This is a genomic window from Klebsiella sp. GFKo11, assembly GCF_056490265.1.
In genome coordinates this window covers 1519988-1543726 of sequence record NZ_CM151369.1, presented here as the reverse complement: position 1 = coordinate 1543726, position 23739 = coordinate 1519988, and the positions used below count along the sequence as shown (strand labels likewise).

27 protein-coding genes and 1 other RNA gene are annotated in these 23739 nt (G+C 49.7%); 14 read left to right on the top strand and 14 right to left on the bottom strand.

The window, feature by feature from the left end; translation table 11 throughout:
• Positions 1 to 12 precede the first annotated feature (12 nt).
• Positions 13 to 1134 (bottom strand): bifunctional chorismate mutase/prephenate dehydrogenase, encoded by a 1122-nt coding sequence (gene tyrA, locus AC07P6_RS07540; protein ID WP_478315962.1) that lies wholly within the window; start codon positions 1132 to 1134, stop codon positions 13 to 15.
• 9 nt (positions 1135 to 1143) lie between these two features.
• A complete protein-coding gene (gene aroF / locus AC07P6_RS07535) occupies positions 1144 to 2214 on the bottom strand; it encodes a 3-deoxy-7-phosphoheptulonate synthase AroF (RefSeq protein ID WP_434662019.1) in 1071 nt (356 codons plus the stop codon).
• Between the two features lie 341 nt (positions 2215 to 2555).
• On the opposite strand from aroF, the gene yfiR reads away from it, so the two are divergent.
• From yfiR to AC07P6_RS07520, 3 genes are read left to right on the top strand one after another with little or no spacing between them, the layout of a single operon-like run.
• Positions 2556 to 3065 carry a regulatory sequestration protein YfiR gene (yfiR, locus tag AC07P6_RS07530; RefSeq protein ID WP_478315961.1) on the top strand — a complete coding sequence of 170 codons (510 nt, stop codon included), beginning with the start codon at positions 2556 to 2558 and terminating at the stop codon, positions 3063 to 3065.
• On the top strand, positions 3058 to 4281 hold the full coding sequence (gene dgcN, locus AC07P6_RS07525) for a diguanylate cyclase DgcN/YfiN (RefSeq protein WP_478315960.1): 1224 nt from the start codon (positions 3058 to 3060) through the stop codon (positions 4279 to 4281). The genes yfiR and dgcN overlap by 8 nt, the downstream gene beginning before the upstream one ends.
• Positions 4282 to 4292: 11 nt before the next feature.
• Positions 4293 to 4775: an OmpA family protein gene (locus tag AC07P6_RS07520; protein WP_478315959.1), complete on the top strand. Its 483-nt coding sequence runs from the start codon at positions 4293 to 4295 to the stop codon at positions 4773 to 4775.
• Between the two features lie 5 nt (positions 4776 to 4780).
• On the opposite strand, the gene AC07P6_RS07515 is transcribed toward AC07P6_RS07520, so the two are convergent.
• From AC07P6_RS07515 to ffh, 7 genes are all read right to left on the bottom strand, one after another.
• Positions 4781 to 6151 carry a PepSY-associated TM helix domain-containing protein gene (locus AC07P6_RS07515; protein ID WP_478315958.1) on the bottom strand — a complete coding sequence of 457 codons (1371 nt, stop codon included), beginning with the start codon at positions 6149 to 6151 and terminating at the stop codon, positions 4781 to 4783.
• Between the two features lie 53 nt (positions 6152 to 6204).
• Positions 6205 to 6642 (bottom strand): DUF2946 domain-containing protein, encoded by a 438-nt coding sequence (locus AC07P6_RS07510; RefSeq protein WP_478315957.1) that lies wholly within the window; start codon positions 6640 to 6642, stop codon positions 6205 to 6207.
• 120 nt (positions 6643 to 6762) lie between these two features.
• Positions 6763 to 7110 carry a 50S ribosomal protein L19 gene (gene rplS / locus AC07P6_RS07505; RefSeq protein WP_004104634.1) on the bottom strand — a complete coding sequence of 116 codons (348 nt, stop codon included), beginning with the start codon at positions 7108 to 7110 and terminating at the stop codon, positions 6763 to 6765.
• A 39-nt stretch (positions 7111 to 7149) separates the two neighbouring features.
• Positions 7150 to 7917, bottom strand: a complete 768-nt coding sequence (trmD, locus tag AC07P6_RS07500; RefSeq protein WP_110277457.1) for a tRNA (guanosine(37)-N1)-methyltransferase TrmD — start codon at positions 7915 to 7917, stop codon at positions 7150 to 7152.
• A 46-nt stretch (positions 7918 to 7963) separates the two neighbouring features.
• Complete coding sequence (rimM, locus tag AC07P6_RS07495; RefSeq protein WP_110277456.1) at positions 7964 to 8512, bottom strand: ribosome maturation factor RimM; 549 nt, start codon at positions 8510 to 8512, stop codon at positions 7964 to 7966.
• A gap of 18 nt (positions 8513 to 8530) precedes the next feature.
• Entirely contained in the window at positions 8531 to 8779 is a 249-nt protein-coding gene (gene rpsP, locus AC07P6_RS07490; RefSeq protein ID WP_110277455.1) for a 30S ribosomal protein S16, read from the bottom strand.
• 269 nt (positions 8780 to 9048) lie between these two features.
• Positions 9049 to 10413, bottom strand: a complete 1365-nt coding sequence (gene ffh / locus AC07P6_RS07485) for a signal recognition particle protein (protein WP_110277454.1) — start codon at positions 10411 to 10413, stop codon at positions 9049 to 9051.
• 166 nt (positions 10414 to 10579) lie between these two features.
• Here ffh and AC07P6_RS07480 point away from each other — a divergent pair, with 166 nt between their 5' ends.
• Both AC07P6_RS07480 and AC07P6_RS07475 read left to right on the top strand, forming a co-directional pair.
• Positions 10580 to 11371, top strand: a complete 792-nt coding sequence (locus tag AC07P6_RS07480) for a cytochrome C assembly family protein (protein WP_110277453.1) — start codon at positions 10580 to 10582, stop codon at positions 11369 to 11371.
• A gap of 18 nt (positions 11372 to 11389) precedes the next feature.
• Positions 11390 to 12676, top strand: a complete 1287-nt coding sequence (locus AC07P6_RS07475) for an HlyC/CorC family transporter (RefSeq protein ID WP_110277452.1) — start codon at positions 11390 to 11392, stop codon at positions 12674 to 12676.
• A gap of 83 nt (positions 12677 to 12759) precedes the next feature.
• Here the strand turns inward: AC07P6_RS07475 and grpE are convergent, their stop codons facing one another.
• On the bottom strand, positions 12760 to 13350 hold the full coding sequence (gene grpE / locus AC07P6_RS07470) for a nucleotide exchange factor GrpE (protein ID WP_110277451.1): 591 nt from the start codon (positions 13348 to 13350) through the stop codon (positions 12760 to 12762).
• A gap of 124 nt (positions 13351 to 13474) precedes the next feature.
• On the opposite strand from grpE, the gene nadK reads away from it, so the two are divergent.
• The 3 genes from nadK to bamE all read left to right on the top strand — a co-directional run bounded on the left by nadK (position 13475) and on the right by bamE (position 16590).
• Positions 13475 to 14353: an NAD(+) kinase gene (nadK, locus tag AC07P6_RS07465; protein ID WP_004104646.1), complete on the top strand. Its 879-nt coding sequence runs from the start codon at positions 13475 to 13477 to the stop codon at positions 14351 to 14353.
• 86 nt (positions 14354 to 14439) lie between these two features.
• A complete protein-coding gene (recN, locus tag AC07P6_RS07460) occupies positions 14440 to 16101 on the top strand; it encodes a DNA repair protein RecN (protein ID WP_434662011.1) in 1662 nt (553 codons plus the stop codon).
• Positions 16102 to 16248: 147 nt separating this feature from the next.
• Complete coding sequence (bamE, locus tag AC07P6_RS07455) at positions 16249 to 16590, top strand: outer membrane protein assembly factor BamE (protein WP_112217070.1); 342 nt, start codon at positions 16249 to 16251, stop codon at positions 16588 to 16590.
• A gap of 56 nt (positions 16591 to 16646) precedes the next feature.
• On the opposite strand, the gene AC07P6_RS07450 is transcribed toward bamE, so the two are convergent.
• Both AC07P6_RS07450 and AC07P6_RS07445 read right to left on the bottom strand, forming a co-directional pair.
• Entirely contained in the window at positions 16647 to 16937 is a 291-nt protein-coding gene (locus tag AC07P6_RS07450) for an RnfH family protein (protein WP_182240495.1), read from the bottom strand.
• The gene (locus tag AC07P6_RS07445) at positions 16927 to 17364 is read right to left on the bottom strand and encodes a type II toxin-antitoxin system RatA family toxin (protein WP_197975057.1); all 438 of its coding nucleotides are present in this window, start codon (positions 17362 to 17364) and stop codon (positions 16927 to 16929) included. Before AC07P6_RS07445 ends, AC07P6_RS07450 begins: the two co-directional genes overlap by 11 nt.
• 150 nt (positions 17365 to 17514) lie before the next feature.
• Here AC07P6_RS07445 and smpB point away from each other — a divergent pair, with 150 nt between their 5' ends.
• The 4 genes from smpB to AC07P6_RS07425 all read left to right on the top strand — a co-directional run bounded on the left by smpB (position 17515) and on the right by AC07P6_RS07425 (position 20532).
• The gene (smpB, locus tag AC07P6_RS07440; protein WP_110277446.1) at positions 17515 to 17997 is read left to right on the top strand and encodes an SsrA-binding protein SmpB; all 483 of its coding nucleotides are present in this window, start codon (positions 17515 to 17517) and stop codon (positions 17995 to 17997) included.
• A 144-nt stretch (positions 17998 to 18141) separates the two neighbouring features.
• Positions 18142 to 18504, top strand: a transfer-messenger RNA (tmRNA) gene (gene ssrA, locus AC07P6_RS07435).
• A 197-nt stretch (positions 18505 to 18701) separates the two neighbouring features.
• Complete coding sequence (locus AC07P6_RS07430) at positions 18702 to 19118, top strand: hypothetical protein (RefSeq protein ID WP_074186726.1); 417 nt, start codon at positions 18702 to 18704, stop codon at positions 19116 to 19118.
• A 292-nt stretch (positions 19119 to 19410) separates the two neighbouring features.
• On the top strand, positions 19411 to 20532 hold the full coding sequence (locus AC07P6_RS07425) for a hypothetical protein (protein ID WP_235891668.1): 1122 nt from the start codon (positions 19411 to 19413) through the stop codon (positions 20530 to 20532).
• A 39-nt stretch (positions 20533 to 20571) separates the two neighbouring features.
• Here AC07P6_RS07425 and AC07P6_RS07420 read toward each other — a convergent pair whose 3' ends face one another.
• Positions 20572 to 20955, bottom strand: coding sequence for a HumD family translesion DNA polymerase (locus tag AC07P6_RS07420; protein WP_139536665.1), 384 nt, complete (start codon positions 20953 to 20955; stop codon positions 20572 to 20574).
• Between the two features lie 80 nt (positions 20956 to 21035).
• On the opposite strand from AC07P6_RS07420, the gene AC07P6_RS07415 reads away from it, so the two are divergent.
• On the top strand, positions 21036 to 21275 hold the full coding sequence (locus tag AC07P6_RS07415; RefSeq protein WP_015370245.1) for a DinI family protein: 240 nt from the start codon (positions 21036 to 21038) through the stop codon (positions 21273 to 21275).
• A gap of 246 nt (positions 21276 to 21521) precedes the next feature.
• Here the strand turns inward: AC07P6_RS07415 and AC07P6_RS07410 are convergent, their stop codons facing one another.
• Positions 21522 to 22091 (bottom strand): recombinase family protein, encoded by a 570-nt coding sequence (locus tag AC07P6_RS07410; RefSeq protein WP_154905169.1) that lies wholly within the window; start codon positions 22089 to 22091, stop codon positions 21522 to 21524.
• Positions 22092 to 22166: 75 nt separating this feature from the next.
• Here AC07P6_RS07410 and AC07P6_RS07405 point away from each other — a divergent pair, with 75 nt between their 5' ends.
• Entirely contained in the window at positions 22167 to 23738 is a 1572-nt protein-coding gene (locus tag AC07P6_RS07405; protein ID WP_478315956.1) for a hypothetical protein, read from the top strand.
• The last annotated feature ends 1 nt before the right edge of the window (position 23739 follow it).

Below are 23739 nucleotides of genomic sequence, written 5' to 3'. Positions count from 1 at the left end.
GTGTTTTACGACCTACTGCCGATTATCATTGGCCTGCCGCAGCAACGTCCGGCTTTCGCTCTGGAAGCGCTGAGCGTAGTCACCAAACCAGTGCTCAATCTTACGGAAGCTATCGATAAATGCCTGTTTATCCCCCTGCTCCAGCAGGTTAATCGCTTCACCAAAACGCTGGTAATAGCGTTTAATCAGCGCCAGATTGTTTTCTGAGGACATAATAATATCAGCATAGAGCTGCGGATCCTGAGCAAACAGTCGACCAACCATCGCCAACTCCAGGCGATAGATAGGTGACGATAGTGCCAGCAACTGCTCAAGGCGTACATTCTCTTCGGCCAGGTGAAGCCCATAAGCGAAAGTCGCAAAGTGGCGCAGCGCCTGAATAAAGGCCATATTCTGGTCATGTTCGACAGCGCTAATGCGGTGCAGTCGCGCACCCCAGACCTGAATTTGCTCCAGGAACCACTGGTAGGCTTCTGGCTGGCGACCATCGCAGTACACCACGACCTGTTTCGCCAGGCTACCGCTATCCGGACCGAACATTGGATGCAGGCCCAACACTGGCCCTTTATGTGCGGCTAACATCGCCTGCAAAGGTTCGGCTTTGATTGATGCCAGATCGACCAGGATGCAGTCCGCTGGCAGCGGCGGCAGCTGTGCAATCGTTGCCACAGTCGTGTGAATCGGCACGCTGACGATGACCATACCCGCGTCAGCAACCATCTCCTCCGCCCGTGACCAGTCATCTTTCTCCAGGATACGAACCTGATAGCCGGAGAGCGTCAGCATCTTCTCAAACAGACGTCCCATCTGCCCACCGCCACCGACAATAACAACCGGACGCAGGTTCGGATACAGCGTTTTAAAACCTTTGTCGTTCTCGCTGGAGTAAGACTCGCGCATCACGCGACGCAGTACATCTTCGATAAGGTCTGGAGGAACACCAAGCGCTGCGGCCTCTTCACGCCGGGAGGCCAGCATTGCCGACTCACGCTCAGGAACATAAATCGGCAGCCCATATTGGCTTTTAACTTCACCGACTTCAGCAACCAATTCCATACGGCGTGCCAGAAGCTCCAGCAACGCCTTATCGACTTCATCAATTTGATCGCGTAACGCGGTCAGTTCAGCAACCATACAATCCTCTTACACTACACGGGCCGCCAGATGGCTGCGCAGATCCCTATCAAGCTCGCGGAGCAACGCGTCGGTGGTTTCCCAACTGATGCAGGCATCGGTCACAGATACACCGTATTTCATATTGCAACGCGGCTGCTCAGATGACTGGTTACCTTCATGAATATTACTCTCAATCATCAGGCCAATTATGGAACGATTGCCATCTTTGATTTGCGCAACAACGGATTCTGCAACCGCAGGCTGGCGACGGAAGTCTTTATTGGAATTCCCATGACTGCAATCTACCATCAGCGACGGTTTCAGTCCCGCCTGAGTCATCTCTTTTTCACATTTCTCAACATCTTCCGGACCGTAGTTCGATGCTTTGCCACCGCGCAGAATCACATGACCATTCGGGTTGCCCTGAGTTTGCAACAGGCAAACCTGCCCCGCCTGGTTGATACCGACAAAACGGTGCGGCATAGCTGCAGCGCGCATGGCGTTAATTGCCGTCGCCAGGCTCCCGTCGGTGCCATTTTTAAAACCCACCGGCATAGACAAGCCAGAGGCCATCTCGCGGTGAGTCTGAGACTCGGTGGTACGCGCACCAATAGCAGACCAGCTAAACAGATCGCCGAGGTACTGAGGACTATTTGGATCCAGCGCTTCCGTGGCTAACGGCAGCCCCATATTCACCAGATCAACCAGCAAATGGCGCGCAATCTTCAGACCACCTTCAACATCAAACGAACCATCCATATGCGGATCGTTAATCAACCCTTTCCAGCCGACGGTGGTACGAGGTTTTTCAAAATAGACGCGCATTACCAAATAGAGGCTATCGCTGACCTCTGCGGCAAGGGCTTTAAAACGGTGAGCATATTCAATCGCAGCTTCTGGATCATGAATTGAGCAAGGACCACACACCACTAACAGACGCGGATCGCGTCCGGCAATAATGTCGGAAATAGTCTGACGAGACTGCGCAATTTGCGCTTCCTGCTCAACGCTCAGCGGGAATTCAGCCTTCAACTGATCCGGGGTGATCAAAACATGTTCGTCGGTAATGTGTACGTTGTTCAGCGCGTCTTTTTGCATGATTGCGATCCTGTATAGCTCGTTTGCGATAGTTATTTCCTCAACGAGGATGACGTAACGATACCATACAAAGTAAAGATTTCAATCCATATTCCGTAAATTTTACTTTACACTTGCAAATTAAAAGGCGCTAAAATTCACTAGCAATGTACATTTAAATTTACAACCCTGAAAAATCAAACTGGCCGTCTCGATTCATCCTTTTCCTTTACGAAAAATCCTGGTGAGAATTATCTTAAAGCCATAGGGCTGGCTAATGACGATTTTGACCAATAATGCTATTCTTCGCCCGGGTATCAGCGATCTGCATCCCTACGCAATGACAACCAGACGGATCCGCAATGACAGTTCTTCACCGTCTCTTTTTGACTTTAGTATTATCGATCGTGGGTATCTCCGCTGTTGCCTCCGGACCTCCTGAAAATGTTCGCGCAATCGTTTCAGGAATTGTGACTTATACACGTTGGCCTAAGTTATCTGGCCCACCCAGGTTATGCATTTTTTCGACATCACGTTATATCCGCAGCCTGGCTGAAGAAACTCCGGAATCTTTGCCCTATCAGCCAATTGTTGTGCGTAATATAGAGGAAGCCTTACAAACGACCTGCGATGGTTTTTATTTTGGTAGTGAATCACCCACCGAGCAGTCTGAATTTACAACCAAATATAGATCCCGCCCCTTATTACTTATCGCAGAACAGAATCCTGATTGTTCTATTGGTAGCGCTTTTTGTCTGCTTATAAATGACGAGAGAGTAAGATTTTCCGTAAATCTGGATGTCCTGACGCATAGCGGAGTGCGGGTCAATCCAGACGTACTGATGCTTGCCCGGAAGAAATCACATGAATAAGGATCTTTCTCAGGCTCCGCGCCCCACATTTAAAAAAGCACTACGCCGTATCAGCATGATAAGCGTGGTTATCTCCATGACCTTAGTCTGGCTGTTGCTCAGCACAGCCTCCATATTTACGCTAAAGCAATATGCGCAAAAAAATCTGGAACTTACCGCCGCCACCATGGGACGTAGCCTGGAAGCCGCGCTTGTTTTTGGTGATAGCTCAGCAGCCGAAGATACGCTCGCAACGCTAGGAAGACAGGGGCAATTTTCCAAAGCAGTCGTGCTGGATAACCAACAAAAACACTTTGCGGCATGGCATAACAATCATCTGGTCAACCAGGAAAAAATCAGCGGCGTTATTAGTAAATGGCTGTTCCCGGAACCAACGGTGCAACCTATCTGGCACCAGGGGAAAATAATAGGCGAGCTTCGTCTGACAGCTCTGGACAAACTAATAAGCCACTTTCTCGGCGTCTCGATTATTGTGCTGACCGGGAGTATTTTTCTGGCCTCATGCATTGCTTTACTCCTTACTCACTCTCTACACCGCGGGATTGTGACCGCGCTACAGAGCATTACCGACGTGGTACACGACATTCGGGAAAACCGTCATTTTTCTCGCCGGGTTCCCGAAGAACATATCGAAGAGTTTCACCTGTTTGCCCAGGACTTTAACAGTCTACTGGGAGAAATGGAGGACTGGCAGCAGCAGCTTCAGGCCAAAAATGCCCAGCTCCTGCGCAATTCACTGCACGATCCGTTGACCGGACTCGCTAACAGAGCCGCTTTTCGCAATGTCATTAATGAGTTAATGAAAGACGAAACCGTACGCAGTAGTTCTGCGTTGCTGTTTCTCGATGGCGATAACTTCAAATACATTAACGATAATTGGGGTCATGCCGCAGGCGACAAAGTATTAATCGAAGTCGCCAGCCGTCTTATGACTTTTGTTGGTAAACAGCACCAGGCATGGCGCCTGGGCGGCGATGAATTTGCCATTTTGCTACGTAATGTTCGTACAGAGTCTGAAGTCCAGGCGCTCTGCCATTCGTTATCCGAACAGTTTCTCCAGCCGTTTAATCTACATAACGGCCACACCGCCAGGCTGTCACTGAGTATGGGTTATGCTTTAACCTGGGAACATGCCTCAGCGGAAAATCTGCAAGAGCTTGCCGATCAAAATATGTATCGGATGAAACACCGGCGCTTACAGCACACGCAAAAATAAAAGGAATCACGATGATCGGAAAATATTTTGCTCCTGCTTTACTGGCCGCGATTTTTCTCACCGGCTGCCAGGCCCCACAAGGGAAATTTTCTGCGGAACAAATTACAGCAATGAAATCATATGGCTTCACTGAAACTAACGGCGACTGGTCATTAGGATTATCTGACACCATCTTATTTGACAAAAACGACTACCATCTGCGCACCGATAGTAAACAGCAAATCCATACTATGGCTTCACGTCTGGCTACGACCGGTATTACACATAGTCGCCTGGAAGGTCACACCGATAATTATGGCGAAGACAGCTACAACGAAATGTTATCGCTTAAGCGCGCTAACAGCGTGGCAGATGCATGGGCCGAAGGTGCCAATATCCCGCGCACTAATTTAACAACCCGCGGATTAGGTAAAAAATACCCGATAGCCAGTAACGATACTGCAAAAGGACGTGCTGAAAACCGCCGCGTCACGGTCGTCATCAGCACGCCTTAAACAATCTACTCGACTGATTTAGCCCTTATCATCGCCGTTGCTACGCGCCAGCGCAGGTAATCAACGGCGAGACATACAGCGAGGCTGATCCCCATTAGCGGCAGTGCCAACCCTAACAACGCCGCAATAATGGTAGTAACCATACGAGCGGGCCATGCTAAACCAAACCACGCCTGTATTAGCGTATCGCCCGGGTTAAACGCCGCATGGACCGGACGGCGGATCCACCACAAACGGTACCCCACCACTATCATCACGCAGAGTGCAGTACCGAAGGCGATAAGTAGCAGCTGATTTACGAGACCAAACAGAATCCCCATATGAAAATCAACGCCCCAGCGGGTTAGCTTCGCCATTAATGGAAAGTCAGAAAAATGAGTACGATCTACGATCTGCATATTTGAACCGTCGATCGCTACAGCATCAACCTGTGTAGGCCAGCTCCTGTCGATTTCATTTACCGTCCACGCACGCCCGGAACCCGACGGCGGGCGAATCTCCAGCTTGCTGGCATCCAGACCCGCCGCGCGAGCAACCAGCAGAACCTTGTCAAAATTCTCTACGTCCGGGGACGATGCCATCTCCCCCATCGCCATATCCTCCATATGGTGTTCTGCATGCGGATCGTGAACTGCTGGAGCTGCACTTTGCAACTGCGTATTCACCTGCGGCGTCAGCCAACCAAAAGCGGAGCGTATCTTATCAACATTACCACCGGCCCATTGCGACCAGGTTAAACCAGTCGCAGAGAACAGCAGCATGCCAATCAGCATCGCCCATCCAAGGGAAACATGCAGGCGTCGGCTATTCTGCAGCTTATTGTTAATCCGACGACGCGGACGGGTCATCGACCACAGCGCAATCCCTCCGAGAGCGGCAACCCACATCCAGGAAGCCGCCAGTTCGCTGTACAGTCGCCCAACGTTACCCAAGAGCAGTGAGCGATGGGCATAATCAATCCACTGACGCAGGGGCAATATACCGCTGGTACCATAAACCGCCATATCGCCTCTCACCCGCAAGGTTACCGGATCAACAAAAATTGCCCGCGTTTCAGACTCGCCAAGATTAGGATCGGCGAACATCACTCGGGTTGTCTCTCCCGCGCTTATCGCAGGACGAACAGCCTGTAGACGGAGATTTGCCTGGGTAGCCTCTTTCGCTACCATAATTTGCGCACTAAGTGGCTGTTTTTCCCCATAGAAAGTGCCATAAAGCGCATCCTGATAAAGCCAGTTTTCCAGTTGCGGAGTAGCGACATACAGCGTACCGGTCAGGGCAGCGACAAAAATAAACGGCCCGATAAACAATCCGATATAGAAATGAAGACGACGCAGCAGGTTTAGCCATGCCGCGCGCGAGGTGCAGGTAGTCATACTTTTCCTTTTCGAAAGCAAAAGAGAACGTTGCGCAGTGCGCACTTTATTTTTTATGCAAAGGGAGAAGCTGACTGGCGGGGAGGTGCGCGAGTGTGAGGATAAAGCCAGTGAAAGTCATAACAGTATTTCAGTACCCTTCGGGCTACAGGAACTCGCTGACGCCGAAGCATCAAGCTGATCAGCAGCATCAGCGCGAAGATTAAGCCCGGAACATGAGCCAACAGCACACAGTAACCGCAGGCCTCCGCATGATCGGCTGGCATGTGGTGTGACGTCTGTATGACAGTCGCATCACTCTGTATCATGGTCATTTCAGATGATGACATGTCATGCGGCATGCCCATCATTGTATGATGCATACCGCTCATCGGATCTTTTTGCAGGGAGATTGAAATCAGCGGGGCCACCACGATCAGCAGGATCGCAAACAGCGCCAGCCATGTGGCCCGCCCTTGAGATGCTGATTGATGAAAAATATTGCTGACCACCGCCCCTCCAGATGAGGGCAACATTGTAAATGATTCACAACAAAATGGTTAAAATGAAGATAAAAAAAGGGCCAGCCCATCAGGCCAGCCCTTTCATTCAGGATGTCGCGAAAGCGAATCTTAGTTAAGACGCTCTTTGATACGAGCAGACTTACCGGTACGCTCACGCAGGTAGTACAGTTTAGCTTTACGTACAGCACCACGACGTTTGACAGAAATGCTGTCAACTACCGGAGAGTGAGTCTGGAAAACACGCTCAACGCCTTCGCCGTTGGAAATTTTACGAACAGTGAATGCAGAGTGCAGACCGCGGTTACGAATAGCGATAACCACGCCCTCGAATGCCTGCAGACGTTTTTTGGAACCTTCAACAACCCATACTTTCACTTCTACGGTATCACCCGGACGGAAGGAAGGTACGTCCTGCTTCATCTGTTCTTGTTCAAGTTGCTTAATAATGTTGCTCATAATTTAATCTCTTATCCTGGGTAAACTGATATTGGGGGCTTACGCCTGCCCATCATGTTTATGTTGCTGTTGTGCGAGTTCCTTTTTGAACTCCGCCAGCAACCTTGCTTGCTCTTCAGTCAGAGCCAGGTTTTCCAAAAGTTCAGGTCTTCTAAGCCAGGTCCGGCCCAGCGACTGCTTCAGACGCCAGCGACGTATCTCAGCATGGTTTCCCGACAGCAATACTGACGGTACTTCCATCTCTTCTAACACTTCAGGACGGGTATAGTGTGGGCAATCCAGTAATCCATCAGCAAAGGAATCTTCCGTTGCCGAAGCCTCATGACCCAAAACTCCCGGAATAAACCGGGAAACAGAGTCAATCAGCGTCATTGCTGGTAGTTCACCACCGCTAAGAACGTAATCGCCGATTGACCATTCTTCGTCAATTTCGGTTTGGATTACGCGCTCATCTACGCCTTCATAGCGACCACACACCAAAATCAGTTTCTGATTCGTTGCCAGTTCGCTGACGCCAGCTTGATCAAGCTTGCGTCCCTGAGGTGACAGATAAATCACCTTTGCGCCTTCACCTGCCGCGGCTTTTGCTGCATGAATGGCATCCCGTAAAGGTTGCACCATCATTAACATCCCCGGTCCGCCGCCGTAAGGACGATCGTCCACGGTACGGTGCCGGTCATGCGCGAAGTCACGAGGACTCCAGCTCTGGATGTTCAGCAGGCCATTTTTTACTGCCCGGCCAGTCACCCCGTAATCGGTAATTGCGCGGAACATTTCAGGAAACAGGCTAACGATACCTATAAACACAAGCCAATCCCCATAGTGCCGTTTATTTACCGTTTATCCGGAGAATTTAAAAACCAGGATCCCAATCTACTTCGATTGTACGAGTAGTGAGATCGACTTTCTTGATAACCTGCCCATCGAGGAACGGAACCAACCGCTCCTTGATACCAAATGCATCTTTCAGGTTTGCCTTGATGACGAGAACGTCATTAGACCCGGTTTCCATCATGTCGATGACTTTACCAAGACCATAGCCTTCAGTGGTTACTACCTGGCAACCCATAAGGTCTTTCCAGTAATAATCACCCTCTTCAAGCGCAGGCAACTGCGAAGAATCCACAACAATTTCGCAATTGGTCAATAGATTCGCAGTATCGCGATCGTCAATGCCTTTCAGCTTGATGACGATATCCTGATTATGGTGGCGCCAGCTTTCCAGCTCAACGACCTGCCACTGACCCGCTCTCTGGATTAACCAGGGCTGATAGTCAAAAATGCTTTCGGCGTCTTCGGTGGAGGAAAACACTCTGAGCCAACCACGGATACCGTAGGAAGAACCCATCTTGCCCAATACAATCGGATCAACAGGTGCTTGTGCGGTGTGTTGCTTGCTCATCATGACCACCGTGACAGATTAAGCTGCTTTGTTTGCTGCTTTGATAAGCGTTGCAACGCGATCGGAAACAGTAGCGCCCAGGCCAACCCAGTGAGCGATACGATCCAGATCCAGACGCGTTTCTTCTTCGTTCGCAGAAGCGATCGGGTTGAAGAAACCAACGCGCTCAATGAAGCGACCGTTGCGTGCATTACGGCTGTCGGTAACAACAACCTGGTAGAACGGACGCTTTTTTGCGCCGTGACGTGCTAAACGAATAGTAACCATAACATCCTCTTGTGTGAATAAAACACCGGGCCCCATCGAGGAACGGAGCCCGGTGTCATATTAAAAGCCCGAAAATTTTACTGATTTCTGGGGAAATTGCAATCAGCATCTTGGTACTGAGCATTAAACAAGGGATAGAAGGCGTATATCGGTGCAGCTAGTTTAGTTCCGGCGTGCGCGCAGAAAGCGGAGCGTACACGTAGTACGTGAGCATTTCGAGCACACCCCGGAGCTAAAATGGCAAACAAGATAGCCTTATACCCTTGTTTTCAGCGGCCAGGGAATCCTGGCGGCATCATCCCCTTCATGCCCCGCATCATCTTCATCATGCCGCCTTTCGACTTCATCTTCTTCATCATGCGCTGCATATCGTCAAACTGTTTGAGCAAACGGTTCACATCCTGCACCTGCATTCCGCAACCTGCGGCGATACGGCGCTTGCGCGAACCTTTGATAATTTCTGGTTTAGCACGTTCTTTCAGCGTCATCGAATTGATGATCGCTTCCATACGCACCAGCACCTTGTCATCCATCTGTGATTTGACGTTATCCGGGATCTGCCCCATGCCCGGCAGTTTGCCCATCAGGCTGGCCATACCGCCCATGTTTTTCATCTGACGCAGCTGTTCAAGGAAGTCAGTCAGGTCAAAACCGTCACCTTTTTTCAGCTTGGAGGCCAGCTTCTCAGCCTGCGCGCGGTCGACTTTACTTTCGATATCTTCGATCAGCGACAGCACGTCGCCCATACCCAAGATACGCGAAGCAATACGGTCCGGATGGAACGGCTCCAGCGCTTCGGTTTTCTCACCGACGCCGAGGAATTTAATCGGCTTGCCGGTGATATGACGAATCGACAGCGCTGCACCACCGCGGGCGTCGCCGTCCACTTTGGTCAGCACGACCCCAGTCAACGGCAGCGCTTCGTTAAACGCCTTCGCCGTATTCGCCGCATCCTGACCAGTCATCGCATCGACAACGAACAGGGTTTCTACCGGGTTAAGCGACGCATGGACCTGTTTGATCTCATCCATCATCGCTTCATCGACGTGCAGACGGCCGGCGGTATCCACCAGCAGCACGTCGTAGAACTTCAGCTTCGCTTCTTTCAGCGCGGCGTTAACAATATCAACAGGTTTCTGACCGACGTCAGACGGGAAGAAATCGACGCTAACCTGCTCAGCCAGCGTTTCCAGCTGTTTGATCGCCGCCGGACGATAAACGTCCGCAGAGACAACCAGCACTTTCTTCTTGTGCTTTTCACGCAGGAATTTACCCAGCTTAGCCACGCTGGTCGTTTTACCTGCACCTTGCAGGCCCGCCATCAGCACAACGGCTGGGGGCTGTGCGGCTAAATCCAACGCCTGGTTCTCTTCGCCCATCGCAGCAACCAGCTCGTTGCGCACAATTTTGACGAACTCCTGGCCTGGGGTCAGGCTTTTGTTAACTTCATGGCCTACCGCGCTTTCTTTTACACGGCTGATAAAGTCACGGACTACAGGCAGAGCGACGTCCGCCTCCAGCAGCGCCATGCGCACTTCGCGCAGGGTATCTTTAATATTGTCTTCGGTAAGGCGTCCGCGGCCGCTAATGTTGCGCAGCGTACGCGACAAACGATCGGTTAAATTATCAAACATTGTCTCTCGCCTGAGGTGGAAACGGTCGGTCGCCGCAGCGACACAAAAAAAAGGAATTGCCGCAGTATAACACGACATAAACGCGAATGTGCTGCAACGGTTGGAGCCTGAGTCACGTGACGTTATACTGCTTCTCTTTACTATTTAGTCAACAGTCGACGCCCATATGCCTGTTTTTGCTCTACTCGCCCTTGTCGCCTATTCCATCAGCCTCGCGCTGATCGTCCCTGGCCTGCTGCAAAAAAATAGCAGTTGGCGGCGGATGGCGATTCTTTCCGCAACTATTGCGTTGATTTGTCACGCCTTTGCGTTGGAGTCACGCATTTTCCCTGGCGGCGAAAGCGGGCAAAACCTCAGTTTATTAAACGTGGGATCGCTGGTTAGCCTGATGATTTGCACGGTAATGACCATCGTTGCGTCACGTAATCGCGGTTGGTTATTGCTGCCTATCGTCTACACCTTTGCGTTGATCAACCTCGCTTTCGCCACCTTTATGCCGAACGAGTACATCACGCACCTGGAAACCACGCCGGGTATGCTGGTGCATATCGGCCTGTCGCTTTTCTCCTATGCTACGCTAATTATTGCAGCCCTTTACGCACTACAGCTGGCGTGGATTGACTATCAATTAAAAAATAAACGACTGGCCTTTAGCAGCGAAATGCCGCCACTCATGAGCATTGAACGTAAAATGTTTCATATCACCCAGATCGGCGTAGTTCTGCTAACTCTGACGCTGTGTACCGGGCTGTTCTACATGCATAACCTGTTCAGTGCGGAAAATATTGATAAAGCAGTGCTGTCAATCGTGGCATGGTTCGTCTATATCGTCCTGCTTTGGGGCCACTATCATGAAGGATGGCGCGGACGCCGGGTCGTCTGGTTCAACGTGACTGGTGCAGGGCTGCTGACGCTGGCTTACTTCGGTAGCCGCGTATTACAACAGTTCATGAGTTAAGTCTTTAAGGAACCCTAAGTGGAACATATCTCCACCACCACGCTGATCGTTACTCTGATCATTATGGTGATTATCTCGGCCTATTTCTCCGGTTCAGAAACCGGCATGATGACGCTAAACCGCTATCGTCTGCGCCATATGGCAAAGCAAGGCAACCGCCAGGCAAAACGCGTCGAAAAGCTGCTACGCAAACCCGATCGTTTAATCAGCCTGGTGCTTATCGGCAATAACCTCGTCAATATCCTTGCCTCGGCGCTGGGCACCATTGTTGGTATGCGCCTGTATGGTGACGTCGGCGTCGCGATTGCCACTGGTGTCCTGACCTTTGTGGTGCTGGTGTTTGCCGAGGTGCTACCAAAAACAATTGCTGCGCTTTATCCGGAGAAGGTCGCTTATCCAAGCAGTTTCCTTCTGGCGCCTCTGCAAATACTGATGATGCCGCTGGTGTGGCTGCTCAACACCATCACCCGAGTCCTGATGCGCATGATGGGCATCAAAACCGACATCGTTATCAGTGGCGCATTAAGTAAAGATGAATTACGCACCATCGTTAATGAATCGCGATCGCAAATCTCCCGCCGTAACCAGGACATGCTGCTATCCGTGCTGGACCTGGAGAAAGTCAGCGTTGACGACATCATGGTTCCCCGCAACGAAATCGTCGGCATTGATATTAACGACGACTGGAAATCAATTGTTCGTCAGCTGACCCATTCTCCACACGGACGCATTGTGCTATACCGCGATACCCTGGACGACGCGATGAGTATGCTACGCGTACGCGAAGCCTATCGCCTGATGACGGAGAAAAAAGAATTCACTAAAGAGGTGATGCTGCGCGCCGCCGATGAAATTTACTTCGTACCAGAAGGCACGCCGCTCAGCACCCAACTGGTGAAATTCCAGCGTAATAAGAAGAAAGTTGGCCTGGTGGTTGATGAGTATGGCGATATTCAGGGCCTGGTGACGGTTGAAGATATCCTCGAAGAGATCGTAGGTGATTTCACAACATCAATGTCGCCAACGCTTGCAGAAGAAGTCACGCCGCTTAACGATGGCTCAGTGATTATTGACGGCACCGCCAACGTACGTGAAATTAACAAAGCGTTTAACTGGCATCTGCCGGAAGATGAAGCCAGGACGATTAACGGAATTATCCTCGAAGCTCTTGAAGAGATCCCGGCGCCAGGCACGCGCGTACGCATCGAACAGTATGATATCGATATTCTTGATGTTCAGGAGAATATGATTAAACAGGTGAAGGTAATGCCGGTGAAGCCCATTCGCGAGAGCGTTGCGGAGTAACGGCTAATCCAGAAGATCACAGCAAACTTCGGTTCACCATTAATAGCAAAACGGCTACCAGAGAGGTAGCCGTTTGAAGTCATTTACTTGGCTTTCGCCACGGTCACCATCGCAGCGCGAATAGTACGACCATTCAGGGTATAGCCCTTCTGCATCACACCCAGCACCTTGCCAGCCGCGACATCTTCAGACTCAACCATCGCAATGGCCTGATGCACGTTCGGATCCAAAGGCACGTCGGTATCAGCAATCACTTCCACGCCGAACTTACGTACAACATCGAGCATTGACTTCAACGTGAGCTCAATACCTTCAACCATCGGAGCCATATCCGGATTCGCTTTATCAGCCACTTCTAGTGCGCGATCCAGGCTATCGATTACCGGCAGCAATTCATTGACGAACTTCTCCAGCGCGAATTTATGCGCTTTTTCAATATCCAGCTCGGTACGACGGCGCAAGTTGTCTTCATCAGCTTTCGCACGCAGCATCACTTCACGTTCACGCTTCTGTGCTTCAACAAGCTGTGCTTCCAGATTCGCAATGGTTTCATCGCGCGGATCCACCTGCTCAGCCGAAACTTCAGGCTCTAGCGCCTCAACGTCGTCGTGCTGCTCCGTGATAATTTCTTCCGGGGCTTGCCCCTCAGGCGTTTTCTGTTCTTTACTACTCATGAATTTCTCCGCGTTTTTTTCGCATTCATCTCGCTAACTTCGCTTATTATGGGGATCAGTTTCCGGGTTTCAAGTGAACACGGCCAGATTGTCACTATTCATTTAACGCAAGGACATCCAGATCATGAAGAACCACTTCAAGTGTATAGGCATTGTGGGACACCCTCGTCACCCAACCGCGCTGACCACACATGAAATGCTCTGGCGCTGGCTGTCCAGCAAAGGTTATGAAGTGCTGGTTGAGCAGCAAATTGCTCATGAACTACAGCTTAGCAACGTTAAGACCGGGACACTGGCGGAAATTGGTCAGCAGGCTGATCTCGCCGTTGTCGTTGGCGGCGACGGCAATATGCTCGGCGCGGCGCGCACCCTGGCGCGCTACGACATTAACGTTATTGGGATTAACCGCGGTAATCTCGGTTTTCTGACCGACCTCGACCCGGATAATGCGCTACAGCAACTTGCCGATGTTCTCGAAGGCCACTATATCGCCGAAAAACGCTTCTTATTAGAAGCACAGGTGTGCCAGCAGGATTGCCAGAAACGCATCAGCACAGCAATTAACGAAGTCGTCCTGCATCCTGGTAAAGTCGCGCACATGATTGAGTTCGAAGTCTATATCGATGAGGTTTTTGCCTTCTCTCAACGTTCCGACGGCCTGATTATCTCCACACCGACCGGCTCCACCGCCTATTCACTCTCCGCTGGCGGCCCAATCCTCACACCATCGCTGGACGCTATTACCCTGGTGCCCATGTTCCCGCATACGCTTTCCGCCCGCCCGCTAGTGATTAACGGCGACAGCACCATCCGCCTGCGCTTTTCTCAGCGCTGCAGCGACCTTGAAATTAGCTGCGACAGCCAGATAGCACTCCCCATTCAGGATGGTGAAGATGTGCTAATCCGCCGCTGCGATTATCATCTCAATCTCATCCATCCTAAAGACTACAGCTATTTCAATACATTAAGCACCAAGCTTGGCTGGTCGAAAAAATTGTTCTGATTTTGTAGCCTGCCTCTTTACTGGATAAAAAACCAGTCTATACTGTACGAAAACACAGTAATGGTTTTTCATACAGGAAGGCAGCTATGTTGGCACAACTCACTATCAGTAATTTTGCTATCGTTCGTGAGCTGGAAATCGATTTTCACAACGGTATGACCGCCATCACCGGTGAAACCGGCGCTGGTAAATCGATCGCTATCGACGCGCTGGGGCTGTGCCTCGGTGGTCGGGCTGAAGCCGATATGGTGCGCAGAGGCGCCAGCCGGGCTGATTTATGCGCACGCTTCTCCCTGAAAGATACACCCGCAGCTCAACGTTGGCTGGAACTGAACCAGCTGGAAAGCGGACGTGAGTGTTTACTTCGCCGCGTTATTAGCGCAGACGGTCGCTCCCGCGGCTTTATCAACGGTACCGCAGTCCCTCTCTCCCAGCTTCGCGAGCTGGGTCAGCATCTTATCCAGATCCACGGCCAGCATGCACACCAGTTACTAACTAAATCCGAACATCAGAAAACACTGCTTGATAGCTATACCGGTGAGTATGTACTTACTCAGCGTATGGCTGAACACTATTGCCAGTGGCATCAAAGCTGCCGCGAATTGGCTAAGCATCAGCAGCAAAGTCAGGAACGCGCAGCTCGTGCGGATCTGCTGCAATATCAATTGAAAGAGTTAAACGAATTCAGTCCGCTGCCGGGTGAATTTGAGCAAATTGATGAAGAGTACAAGCGTCTGGCGAATAGTGGTCAACTCTTGACCGTCTGCCAACATGCGCTAACGGTGCTGGCAGATGGTGAGGAAGCCAATCTGCAAAGCCAGCTTTATACCACTAAACAGCTGGTAAATGAGTTGGTTAGTATGGATAGCAAACTTTCAGGAGTGCTGGATATGCTGGAAGAGGCGTCTATCCAGCTCATCGAAGCCACCGATGAGCTACGCCATTATAACGACCGTCTCGATCTCGATCCGAACCGTCTGTTTGAGTTGGAACAGCGTATCTCCCGACAAATTGCCCTGGCACGTAAGTATCAGATTACGCCTGAGGAACTTCCGGAATTCCATCAGGCTTTGCTGGAAGAGCAGCGTCTTCTGGACGATAGTGCAGGTTCTCTGGAATCCCTCGGTCAAATGGTAGTAGAGCACCATCAGTTAGCGCTGGATACAGCAAAGCAGCTGCACGCCCTGCGCCAGAGCAGTGCCGATGAGCTGACCCAGCTGATTACGGAGAGTATGCACTTACTTTCCATGCCGCACGGTGTGTTCGCCATTGATGTCTCGTTTGATGAACGTCACCTTACCGCCGAAGGTGCAGACCATATAGAATTCCGAGTGACCACAAACCCCGGGCAACCGCTACAGTCGATTGCCAAAGTCGCTTCCGGAGGCGAGCTCTCTCGTATCGCGCTGGCGATTCAGGTTATCACCGCACGGAAAATGGAAACGCCGGCATTGATTTTCGATGAGGTGGATGTCGGTATTAGCGGTCCGACGGCAGCGGTAGTTGGCAAACTGCTGCGCCAGTTAGGTGAATCAACCCAGGTGATGTGTGTAACCCATCTACCTCAGGTGGCGGGCTGCGGTCATCATCATTTCTTCGTCTGTAAGGAAACCGATGGGGAGATGACGGAAACGCATATGTACCCTCTGGATAAACGTGCTCGTTTGCAGGAATTAGCCCGTCTGCTAGGCGGTAGCGAGGTCACCCGCAACACCCTGGCAAACGCGAAAGAGTTGCTCGCTGCGTAAACTTTTTGATTTTCGCAGAGTCATAGTGAACAGCAAATTGCCGATAGACCTGCAGCCGAAGGTTCCCAACCGGGCAAAGGTCTATTATCATCGGCATATTACAGATGAGCCACGTACTGCTCGGGCCCAAAAAGGAATCAAATCACTATGCGCTGTAAAACGCTGACTGCTGCCGCAGCGGTTCTTCTTATGTTGACCGCAGGCTGTTCCACTCTGGAACGAGTGGTTTACCGTCCTGACATCAACCAGGGTAACTATCTGGCACCGACCGATGTAGCAAAAATTCGGGTCGGCATGACACAACAACAGGTCGCCTATGCACTGGGTACTCCAATGATGTCGGATCCGTTTGGTACTAACACTTGGTTCTATGTTTTCCGTCAGCAGCCTGGGCATGAAAAAGTCACCCAGCAGACTCTTACCCTGACTTTCGACAGCAGTGGAGTGTTGACTAATATAGATAACAAACCTGCTCTGACTACCGAGTAAGGCCGTAAAATGCAAAAAAGCGCTCAATGAGCGCTTTTTTAATGTCTGAAAAATGATTACTTTCCAGCGCTTTTCTCGGCCCGCTGGCGACGCAGCTCTTTCGGGTCAGCAATAAGCGGGCGATAAATTTCCACACGATCTCCATCATGCACTTCATCATGTAGTTTTGCCGGGCGGCTATAGATGCCCACTTTGTTCTTTGCCAGATTAATATCATCGCGTAACGTCAAGAGACCGCTGGCGACAATCGCCTGCTCAACCGTCGCCCCCGCCTCCAACCTGACGCTCTGCAGATACTGCTTTTCCGGCAACGCATAGGCCACTTCAACAACGATGTTAGCCGACACTGTAGACCTCTTTAGCGCGGACCGTAAACGCCTGCACCATGTTCATGGCCAGTTCTTTAAAGATGCGGCCAAAAGCCATTTCAATCAGCTTATTGGTGAATTCAAAATCGAGATGAAACTCAATTTTGCACGCCTCCGGACTTAACGGAATAAACGTCCAGCCGCCAATCAGTTTTTTGAACGGCCCATCGACCAGACTCATCAAAATGCTCTGGTTGCTAGTTAACGTATTGCGGGTAGTGAATGTCTTGCTGATGCCAGCTTTGGACACATCAACCGCCGCAGTCATTTGCGTCGGCCCAAGTTCCAGCACACGGCTACCGGTGCAGCCAGGCAAAAAATCAGGGTAGGACTTCACATCGTTTACGAGTTGATACATCTGTTCCGCGCTGAAGGGCACCAGCGCAGTACGGCTAATCTGAGGCATAGCAGGTTCCACATATAAACACGGCGCAAATAATATCATTTATCTGCTGCTAAAAAAAACGCTGTACTGCAACTCGTGCTAAGATAGCCCATTACACCTCGCAGGATGGATTGAGGTACGACTGTTTTAAGACGATGACTTCAGGATACTATGACTAAGAAAAAAGCCCACAAACCTGGATCAGCCACCATTGCGCTGAATAAACGCGCCCGTCATGAATACTTTATCGAAGATGAATACGAGGCTGGTCTCGCCCTGCAGGGTTGGGAAGTAAAATCTCTGCGTGCAGGCAAAGCCAACATCGGCGATAGCTACGTCATCCTGAAAGATGGCGAGGCTTATCTGTTCGGCGCCAACTTTACCCCAATGGCTGTGGCTTCCACCCACTACGTCTGCGATCCGACGCGAACCCGCAAGCTACTGCTAAATCAGCGTGAGCTGGACAACCTCTATGGACGCATTAACCGTGAAGGTTACACCGTAGTTGCGCTTTCTCTTTACTGGAAAAACGCCTGGTGTAAAGTAAAAATCGGCGTAGCGAAAGGTAAGAAACAGCACGACAAGCGTACCGATATAAAAGATCGTGAGTGGGCGGTGGATAAAGCCAGGATCATGAAACACGCTGGCCGTTAATTCCCCTTCTTAATGAGGGTCAGTTCTCTGGCCCTCACGCTATATCGTTGTTGATGCTGATTTTTCACCCAACCCGCCGCTAGAATCCTCGAAACGAGGGCTGGTAAGCACATTCATAAATCTGTTATACTCAACGTACACATTGGGGCTGATTCTGGATTCGACGGGATTTGCGAAACCCAAGGTGCATGCCGAGGGGCGGTTGGCCTCGTAAAAAGCCGCAAAAAAATAGTCGCAAACGACGAAAACTACGCTTTAGCAGCTTAATAACCTGCTAAGAGCCCTCTCTCCCTAGCTTCCGCTCTTAAGACGGGGATCAAGAGAGGTCAAACCCAAAAGAGATCGCATGGATGTCCTGCCTGGGGCTGAAGTGCTAAATCTAATCAGGCTAGTTCGTTAGTGGCGTGTCTGTCCGCAGCTGGCGTGCGAATGTAAAGACTGACTAAGCATGTAGTACCGAGGATGTAGGAATTTCGGACGCGGGTTCAACTCCCGCCAGCTCCACCAATCATGATTGGACAGTGATAGGACATCACTAGCAATAACAGGAAGTTAGCAGTCTCAGCAGGACACCGACCAGACGGTGAGGGGACAAAAAAGGATACGCAAAGGAGCCGCGGCTCTTGAGTGATAAAAAAGCCCGCTGCTGCGGGCTTTTTTATTGCTTGCCATTCAGCACATTCGTTAACAATGGAGTATATTTCATGCCTGATATTGCTTCTATAAATGCTGGTCTGTCTGCAGTAAAGCTTGCCTTTGGTATGGCCAAAGATCTTAAAGATGCGTCTGCTGCTTTCAATGATGCTGAAGTGCGTTTAAAAATTAGTGATTTATATAATGCGCTTAGTGAAGCGAGAATCAGTCTCGCGGAAGCACAAGTAGAAATAGTAGAGCTTCAAACTGAGGTCCGCAGATTAGAAGGAAAGCTTAAGGAAGCTGATGAATTAGTGTTCCGTGATGGTTTTTATTATCGTGCAGTTCCTGTTGATGGTAAATCTAACGGGCCTTTTTGTCCTAAGTGCTACGAGGATCAGAAAAAAATATCATCCGTCAGCGCGGCTACTGGGATTCACTCCCACTTTGGGAAAAAACACTGTCATGGCTGTGGAAGCCACTTCTGATTGAATTACCCAACATGGGGTGTCGGGGGTCGGAGGTTCAAATCCTCTCGTGCCGACCAAAAATCCCTGAGAAACCAGCCTTTTAAGGCTGGTTTTTTATGTCTGTTTTTCGTACGGGAGTTAATGGGGTGAAACTGGGGTGAAACCCCGTCATAACTTCTATGCGCCCCCCTATGTAACCACTCAGATACCTGAAAAAATCCACATATATTATTTACTTAATCCTGCGGCTATGATGCTCCTTTAAACCCCTGTATCTCTGGGTTATCTTTTAAGAATTAAAGAGGGTTAAATGACGGCCGTAGTTGAAAAATTTTTAATAACAAATGAATGTGAGTTTGAAGCTTTCATCTCAAAAATGATGGGACGAAAGGATTTAGACTCTGATGAATTCTGTTTCCCTGACGTAGAGTTCAAAGGCTGGCCCACGATCAGCATCAATGTCAAAGGGGACAAGAAGAGATACAGCTCTTCGTTGACAGCCTCAATGCTGTTCGGGATGGCTGAGTTAACCAATGAGATTCAAAAGGCATTTACAGTCATCCGGCACGACACACATAACAGGCAAAAGTTAACGAACTCAGACAAACATTTGCTTGATATTGTGTACCATATAAGTGAAGGTTCAAGCCAAGCAGATGGTCAATCAGATGCAATTGTGAATGGAGCAGTTTCGGTGATCAAAGAAGCAATCGGTAAAATGAATGGCAGACAGGCGCTTTGCGCATTGGTTGCTATTGTTATTGCCGCCGGCACAGTTGGCTGGAAGGTTGCGGATGAATATTGGGAAACCCAGCGCCAGTCATCTTCTGATCAGATCTCTTTAGTCAAAGAGGCGACCGGGGCAGTACTAGAATCGCAAAAGTCAACCTTAGAACTTTTAAAAACAGGTCAGACAACCGTCAGCCGTGAAGTTTTGGCCCACGGTGAAGACGGTAGAAAAAAGTTTTTGAAAAATATTGCCCAAGACCCTAAGGTTAAAACAGTTAAACTCGGTGATGAAGTAATCGATCGTGCGCACCTTAATACATATACCCAGCGTCAGTCTGTTGATCGGATAAAGAATACACGTCAGGATGAATTTTATATTCGAGGCATATCTCGCTCGGGGGCTACCAATCAAGACATCAGCATTTCAGTTATCAGGGCCTCTAACGGTGAAGGTTTCACTATCAAAACCACTGCCGATATAACTTCAACTGATGAGCTTTTGGTGTTTTCCAGCGCTGTAGCAACAGAGTCTACTCTCGAGATCTCTTACTTAGAAGTCACAGAGAATGGACACGTATCTGCAGGCCAGCTAATTAATATCATTCAGCCAACAGAAATTCAAAACGATACCGCTGAGCCGGAGTCTACTGATTCAGCGGCAGATTCTGTAGCTGATGGTGAACCGACAAAACCCAAAAAGTAAAGTATTGGGCCATATCCTTAGAGGCATATGGCCCTTTAATCACATAACCGGGCAGTCGTCGAACTCTCCTGAGCGCGCATCATTGATTATGTATGTGATCACTCCAAATACTGCCGGCGGACAATTTTCCTCTTCCCCCGGAAGCGCCTCTTTTCGCCCAGATGACAGGTCCTCAAGATGAGGTTTTGGCACCTGCCGATAGCGCTTGACTCTGAACTCCCCCGCCATCGCACATACAAGCAAAGTGCCATCACATGGCTTAAGTGACGCATCAATGACGAGAAGAGCCCCCTGTAGAATACCCGCGCGATAACAGGTGTTTGCCGCACGCATAAAATACGTTGCAGCTGGATGCTTAATGAATTTTTCATCAAGTGAAATACGCATTTCTTCGTAATCTGCTGCTGGAGATGGAAAGCCCACGGTTTTACTCCTCTTTCTTGACACTGTACATAATTACAGTATATATACTGTATATAAACACAGTAAAGAGGATCGAGAAAATGTTTGTTGAACTCGTATATGACAAGCGCAATGTTGAAGGTTTGGCTAATGCTCGTTCTATCATTCTCAATGAGTTAACAAAACGAGTGCACAGAATTTTTCCTGATGCAGAAGTTAAGGTAAAACCTATGCAGGCAAATGCTCTTAACTCAGACGCCAGCAAACATGATAAAGAACGGCTAAACCGCATGCTTGAGGAGATGTTTGAAGAAGCGGATCTATGGCTGGTAAAAGAATGATCAGTTGCAACAGCGCCATATTTTCCGGGGTAAGGATCTACTTCCCGGAGGAAAGGAAGTTACCACTCCCTGATTTCGAATTACGGTCCTTCGCTATTATAAAAGTTCGAGAAGACAGCTATATGCTTCTTGAATCAACTAAAAGTGGCTGGTTTCCAGCCACGACAATGATTTATAAGGACTATGGTCCTGCCATATCTCATGCAATACAGTTGAGCGGCGATATCTGGGGGTGGGCAGATACGTTCATGACTTCACAGGTACGCCATTATTTGATGGGAAATATTTATATACAGTCTTCACACTGATCCCTATCACATCGGCAACCTGGGGCCGAGTCGCTCCTTTATCTAGCATGCGCTGGCAGCGCTCCACAACTTCTGTGGTCATTATCCGGCGCCGGCCACCTACCCGGCCCTGCTCCCTAGCCGCGGCTAAACCAGCGCGGGTTCGCTCAACTATCAATTCTCGCTCCATCTCTGCCAGCGCGCTCATTACGTGGAAAAAGAAGCGGCCTGCTGGCGTGCTGGTATCAATGCTGTCGGTCAGGCTGCGAAAATGAATCCCCCGCTCCTGCAGTTCTGATACCAGAGTGATGAGGTCGCGTACACTGCGACCGAGGCGATCCAGCTTCCAGACCACCAGCGAATCACCAGGTCGAAGACGGCGAATAGCTTTCCGTAATCCTGGCCGTTTAGCATTCTTTCCGCTGGCGGTATCTTCGAAAATTAGCTCACATTCTGCGCGAACCAGCGCATTTTTCTGTAAATCGAGGTTTTGATCGCCGGTAGACACCCGTGCGTAGCCAATCAGCATTATGCAACCCTTTGAAATAGCTGATTGTAAATTGCCGGGATTGTTCGCGTAAACCTGGATTCAGACGAACTGGGTATGGCATCAGTCAACTACATCCACGTATTCAACGTTCCCACCAGGCCGTTTGCTTACTATCTGTCCAAAAATTCCGGCAATGTCATGCTTGCAATAAGAGAGGCGGCAGCTTCGGGTGAGTCTGTCATCTTCGAGTCTGGGAAAACATATGATATTAGTCAGAACGATATCCCCTTTGCTAAACGGACGGAGTTTAATGGCCCGGATGGTAGTTATGTTAACTTCAATATTACTAATCCCGTGGGCACTTACGGCACCTTTGATTTACGTATAAGCAACGAGCTGAGTGGCGGATTTTATAACCGATTTCGCAATCTTCGCTTTCGATACCCAAATCAGGTGACCACCCTGAACGAGGCGACAACCGCTCCGGTTATATACCCACCGATTTTTCACGGTGGCGCATATGAATCCCGATTTGAATGCCTCGATGTTGGCAACGCATATTACGCGTTTCGTCTCGGTGGGACAGTCAATAATGTAGATTCCGGGTCAGCATCTCGGGTGGTATTTGACCAAATAATTGGGGCACCTCTTTATATGGGGGTGGCGTTAACTCAGGTCAGAGATGTTCCGGTCATTCAGGACATTCGCTGGAACTACAACTACCTAAATGGCGATACGTCACCGTATAAATATGACGTAACACTAATGCAGTGGATGCATGATAACGCCATAGCTTTTCGTTTCGGACGGATTGACTGGGCTACGATTATTAATCTGTTTGCATACGGATACTGCTACACATTCTTCATGCAATCATGGGGATATACAGGTTCCGCAGACCGACTAAAATTCGTCGGTTGTACAGCAGATCATTGTATATATCCAGTTTATGCACAAAATTTCACAAATCGTCTTACTTTTTCATTTTGTGGATTTACCGGGGATTTCAAGTCTGAATTTACCAGCCGTATAGCCCCAAATATCTGCTATATCAATGATGTGAGCGATCCTGATGCTGTCGTTTCGTTTAACGATTGCACGTTTAATAACTTTACCGGCTCAGTTATTCGAACTAATGGTACTCGCGTTGAGTTGAACGGTGGGCGGATTTGGGGGTTTGGATATGACTCCAGTGCTGCTCTTATCCGAAATGCCATCGAATTGACAGCATCGACGAAAGTAAAAATTAACAATACCAAAATTGACGCCTCAGCAGGAGCGTATACACGCTGTGTGTATGACGGCGGGCATGGTAATTCTGAATTGTATATAAGTGGCGGCGCTGAGCTTATCGGTGCTACATACGAATCCTACCGATGGGATGGCGGCGTGGATGGGGGTAACAAAGAATACATCGGACGCCGCGTGACAATTACAGGTGCCACAGCTGCAGTTAATATTCGTGGCGTCGTTTCTTTTTATCAACAGAAACATGATTACCCAGGTATTTCCATGCCTGTCTCCGGAACATACCAGTCCGGGGATGAAGTAAAAAATATGACCTTTACAATACAGGGCGTTGCTGGTTCTCGTTACGTGATTAAGAGCTGGCTACGCGTGACTACGGGAAGTTCACACGTCCTGAACGTTGACTGGGTCGCGCAGAAGGTTCCTACAGGGGATTAAA

Excerpts from the sequence above, each read along its gene's own strand:
- grpE (WP_110277451.1), bottom strand. The coding sequence starts at position 13,350 with ATGAGTAGTAAAGAACAGAAAACGCCTGAGGGGCAAGCCCCGGAAGAA.
- AC07P6_RS07515 (WP_478315958.1), bottom strand. The coding sequence starts at position 6,151 with ATGACTACCTGCACCTCGCGCGCGGCATGGCTAAACCTGCTGCGTCGT.
- AC07P6_RS07410 (WP_154905169.1), bottom strand. The coding sequence starts at position 22,091 with ATGCTGATTGGCTACGCACGGGTGTCTACCGGCGATCAAAACCTCGAT.
- AC07P6_RS07480 (WP_110277453.1), top strand. The coding sequence starts at position 10,580 with ATGCCTGTTTTTGCTCTACTCGCCCTTGTCGCCTATTCCATCAGCCTC.
- AC07P6_RS07415 (WP_015370245.1), top strand. The coding sequence starts at position 21,036 with ATGTTTGTTGAACTCGTATATGACAAGCGCAATGTTGAAGGTTTGGCT.
- yfiR (WP_478315961.1), top strand. The coding sequence starts at position 2,556 with ATGACAGTTCTTCACCGTCTCTTTTTGACTTTAGTATTATCGATCGTG.
- AC07P6_RS07445 (WP_197975057.1), bottom strand. The coding sequence starts at position 17,364 with ATGCCTCAGATTAGCCGTACTGCGCTGGTGCCCTTCAGCGCGGAACAG.
- nadK (WP_004104646.1), top strand. The coding sequence starts at position 13,475 with ATGAAGAACCACTTCAAGTGTATAGGCATTGTGGGACACCCTCGTCAC.
- recN (WP_434662011.1), top strand. The coding sequence starts at position 14,440 with ATGTTGGCACAACTCACTATCAGTAATTTTGCTATCGTTCGTGAGCTG.
- AC07P6_RS07405 (WP_478315956.1), top strand. The coding sequence starts at position 22,167 with ATGGCATCAGTCAACTACATCCACGTATTCAACGTTCCCACCAGGCCG.
- smpB (WP_110277446.1), top strand. The coding sequence starts at position 17,515 with ATGACTAAGAAAAAAGCCCACAAACCTGGATCAGCCACCATTGCGCTG.
- rimM (WP_110277456.1), bottom strand. The coding sequence starts at position 8,512 with ATGAGCAAGCAACACACCGCACAAGCACCTGTTGATCCGATTGTATTG.
- rplS (WP_004104634.1), bottom strand. The coding sequence starts at position 7,110 with ATGAGCAACATTATTAAGCAACTTGAACAAGAACAGATGAAGCAGGAC.
- ffh (WP_110277454.1), bottom strand. The coding sequence starts at position 10,413 with ATGTTTGATAATTTAACCGATCGTTTGTCGCGTACGCTGCGCAACATT.
- rpsP (WP_110277455.1), bottom strand. The coding sequence starts at position 8,779 with ATGGTTACTATTCGTTTAGCACGTCACGGCGCAAAAAAGCGTCCGTTC.
- dgcN (WP_478315960.1), top strand. The coding sequence starts at position 3,058 with ATGAATAAGGATCTTTCTCAGGCTCCGCGCCCCACATTTAAAAAAGCA.
- AC07P6_RS07520 (WP_478315959.1), top strand. The coding sequence starts at position 4,293 with ATGATCGGAAAATATTTTGCTCCTGCTTTACTGGCCGCGATTTTTCTC.
- AC07P6_RS07425 (WP_235891668.1), top strand. The coding sequence starts at position 19,411 with ATGACGGCCGTAGTTGAAAAATTTTTAATAACAAATGAATGTGAGTTT.
- bamE (WP_112217070.1), top strand. The coding sequence starts at position 16,249 with ATGCGCTGTAAAACGCTGACTGCTGCCGCAGCGGTTCTTCTTATGTTG.
- AC07P6_RS07430 (WP_074186726.1), top strand. The coding sequence starts at position 18,702 with ATGCCTGATATTGCTTCTATAAATGCTGGTCTGTCTGCAGTAAAGCTT.
- tyrA (WP_478315962.1), bottom strand. The coding sequence starts at position 1,134 with ATGGTTGCTGAACTGACCGCGTTACGCGATCAAATTGATGAAGTCGAT.
- aroF (WP_434662019.1), bottom strand. The coding sequence starts at position 2,214 with ATGCAAAAAGACGCGCTGAACAACGTACACATTACCGACGAACATGTT.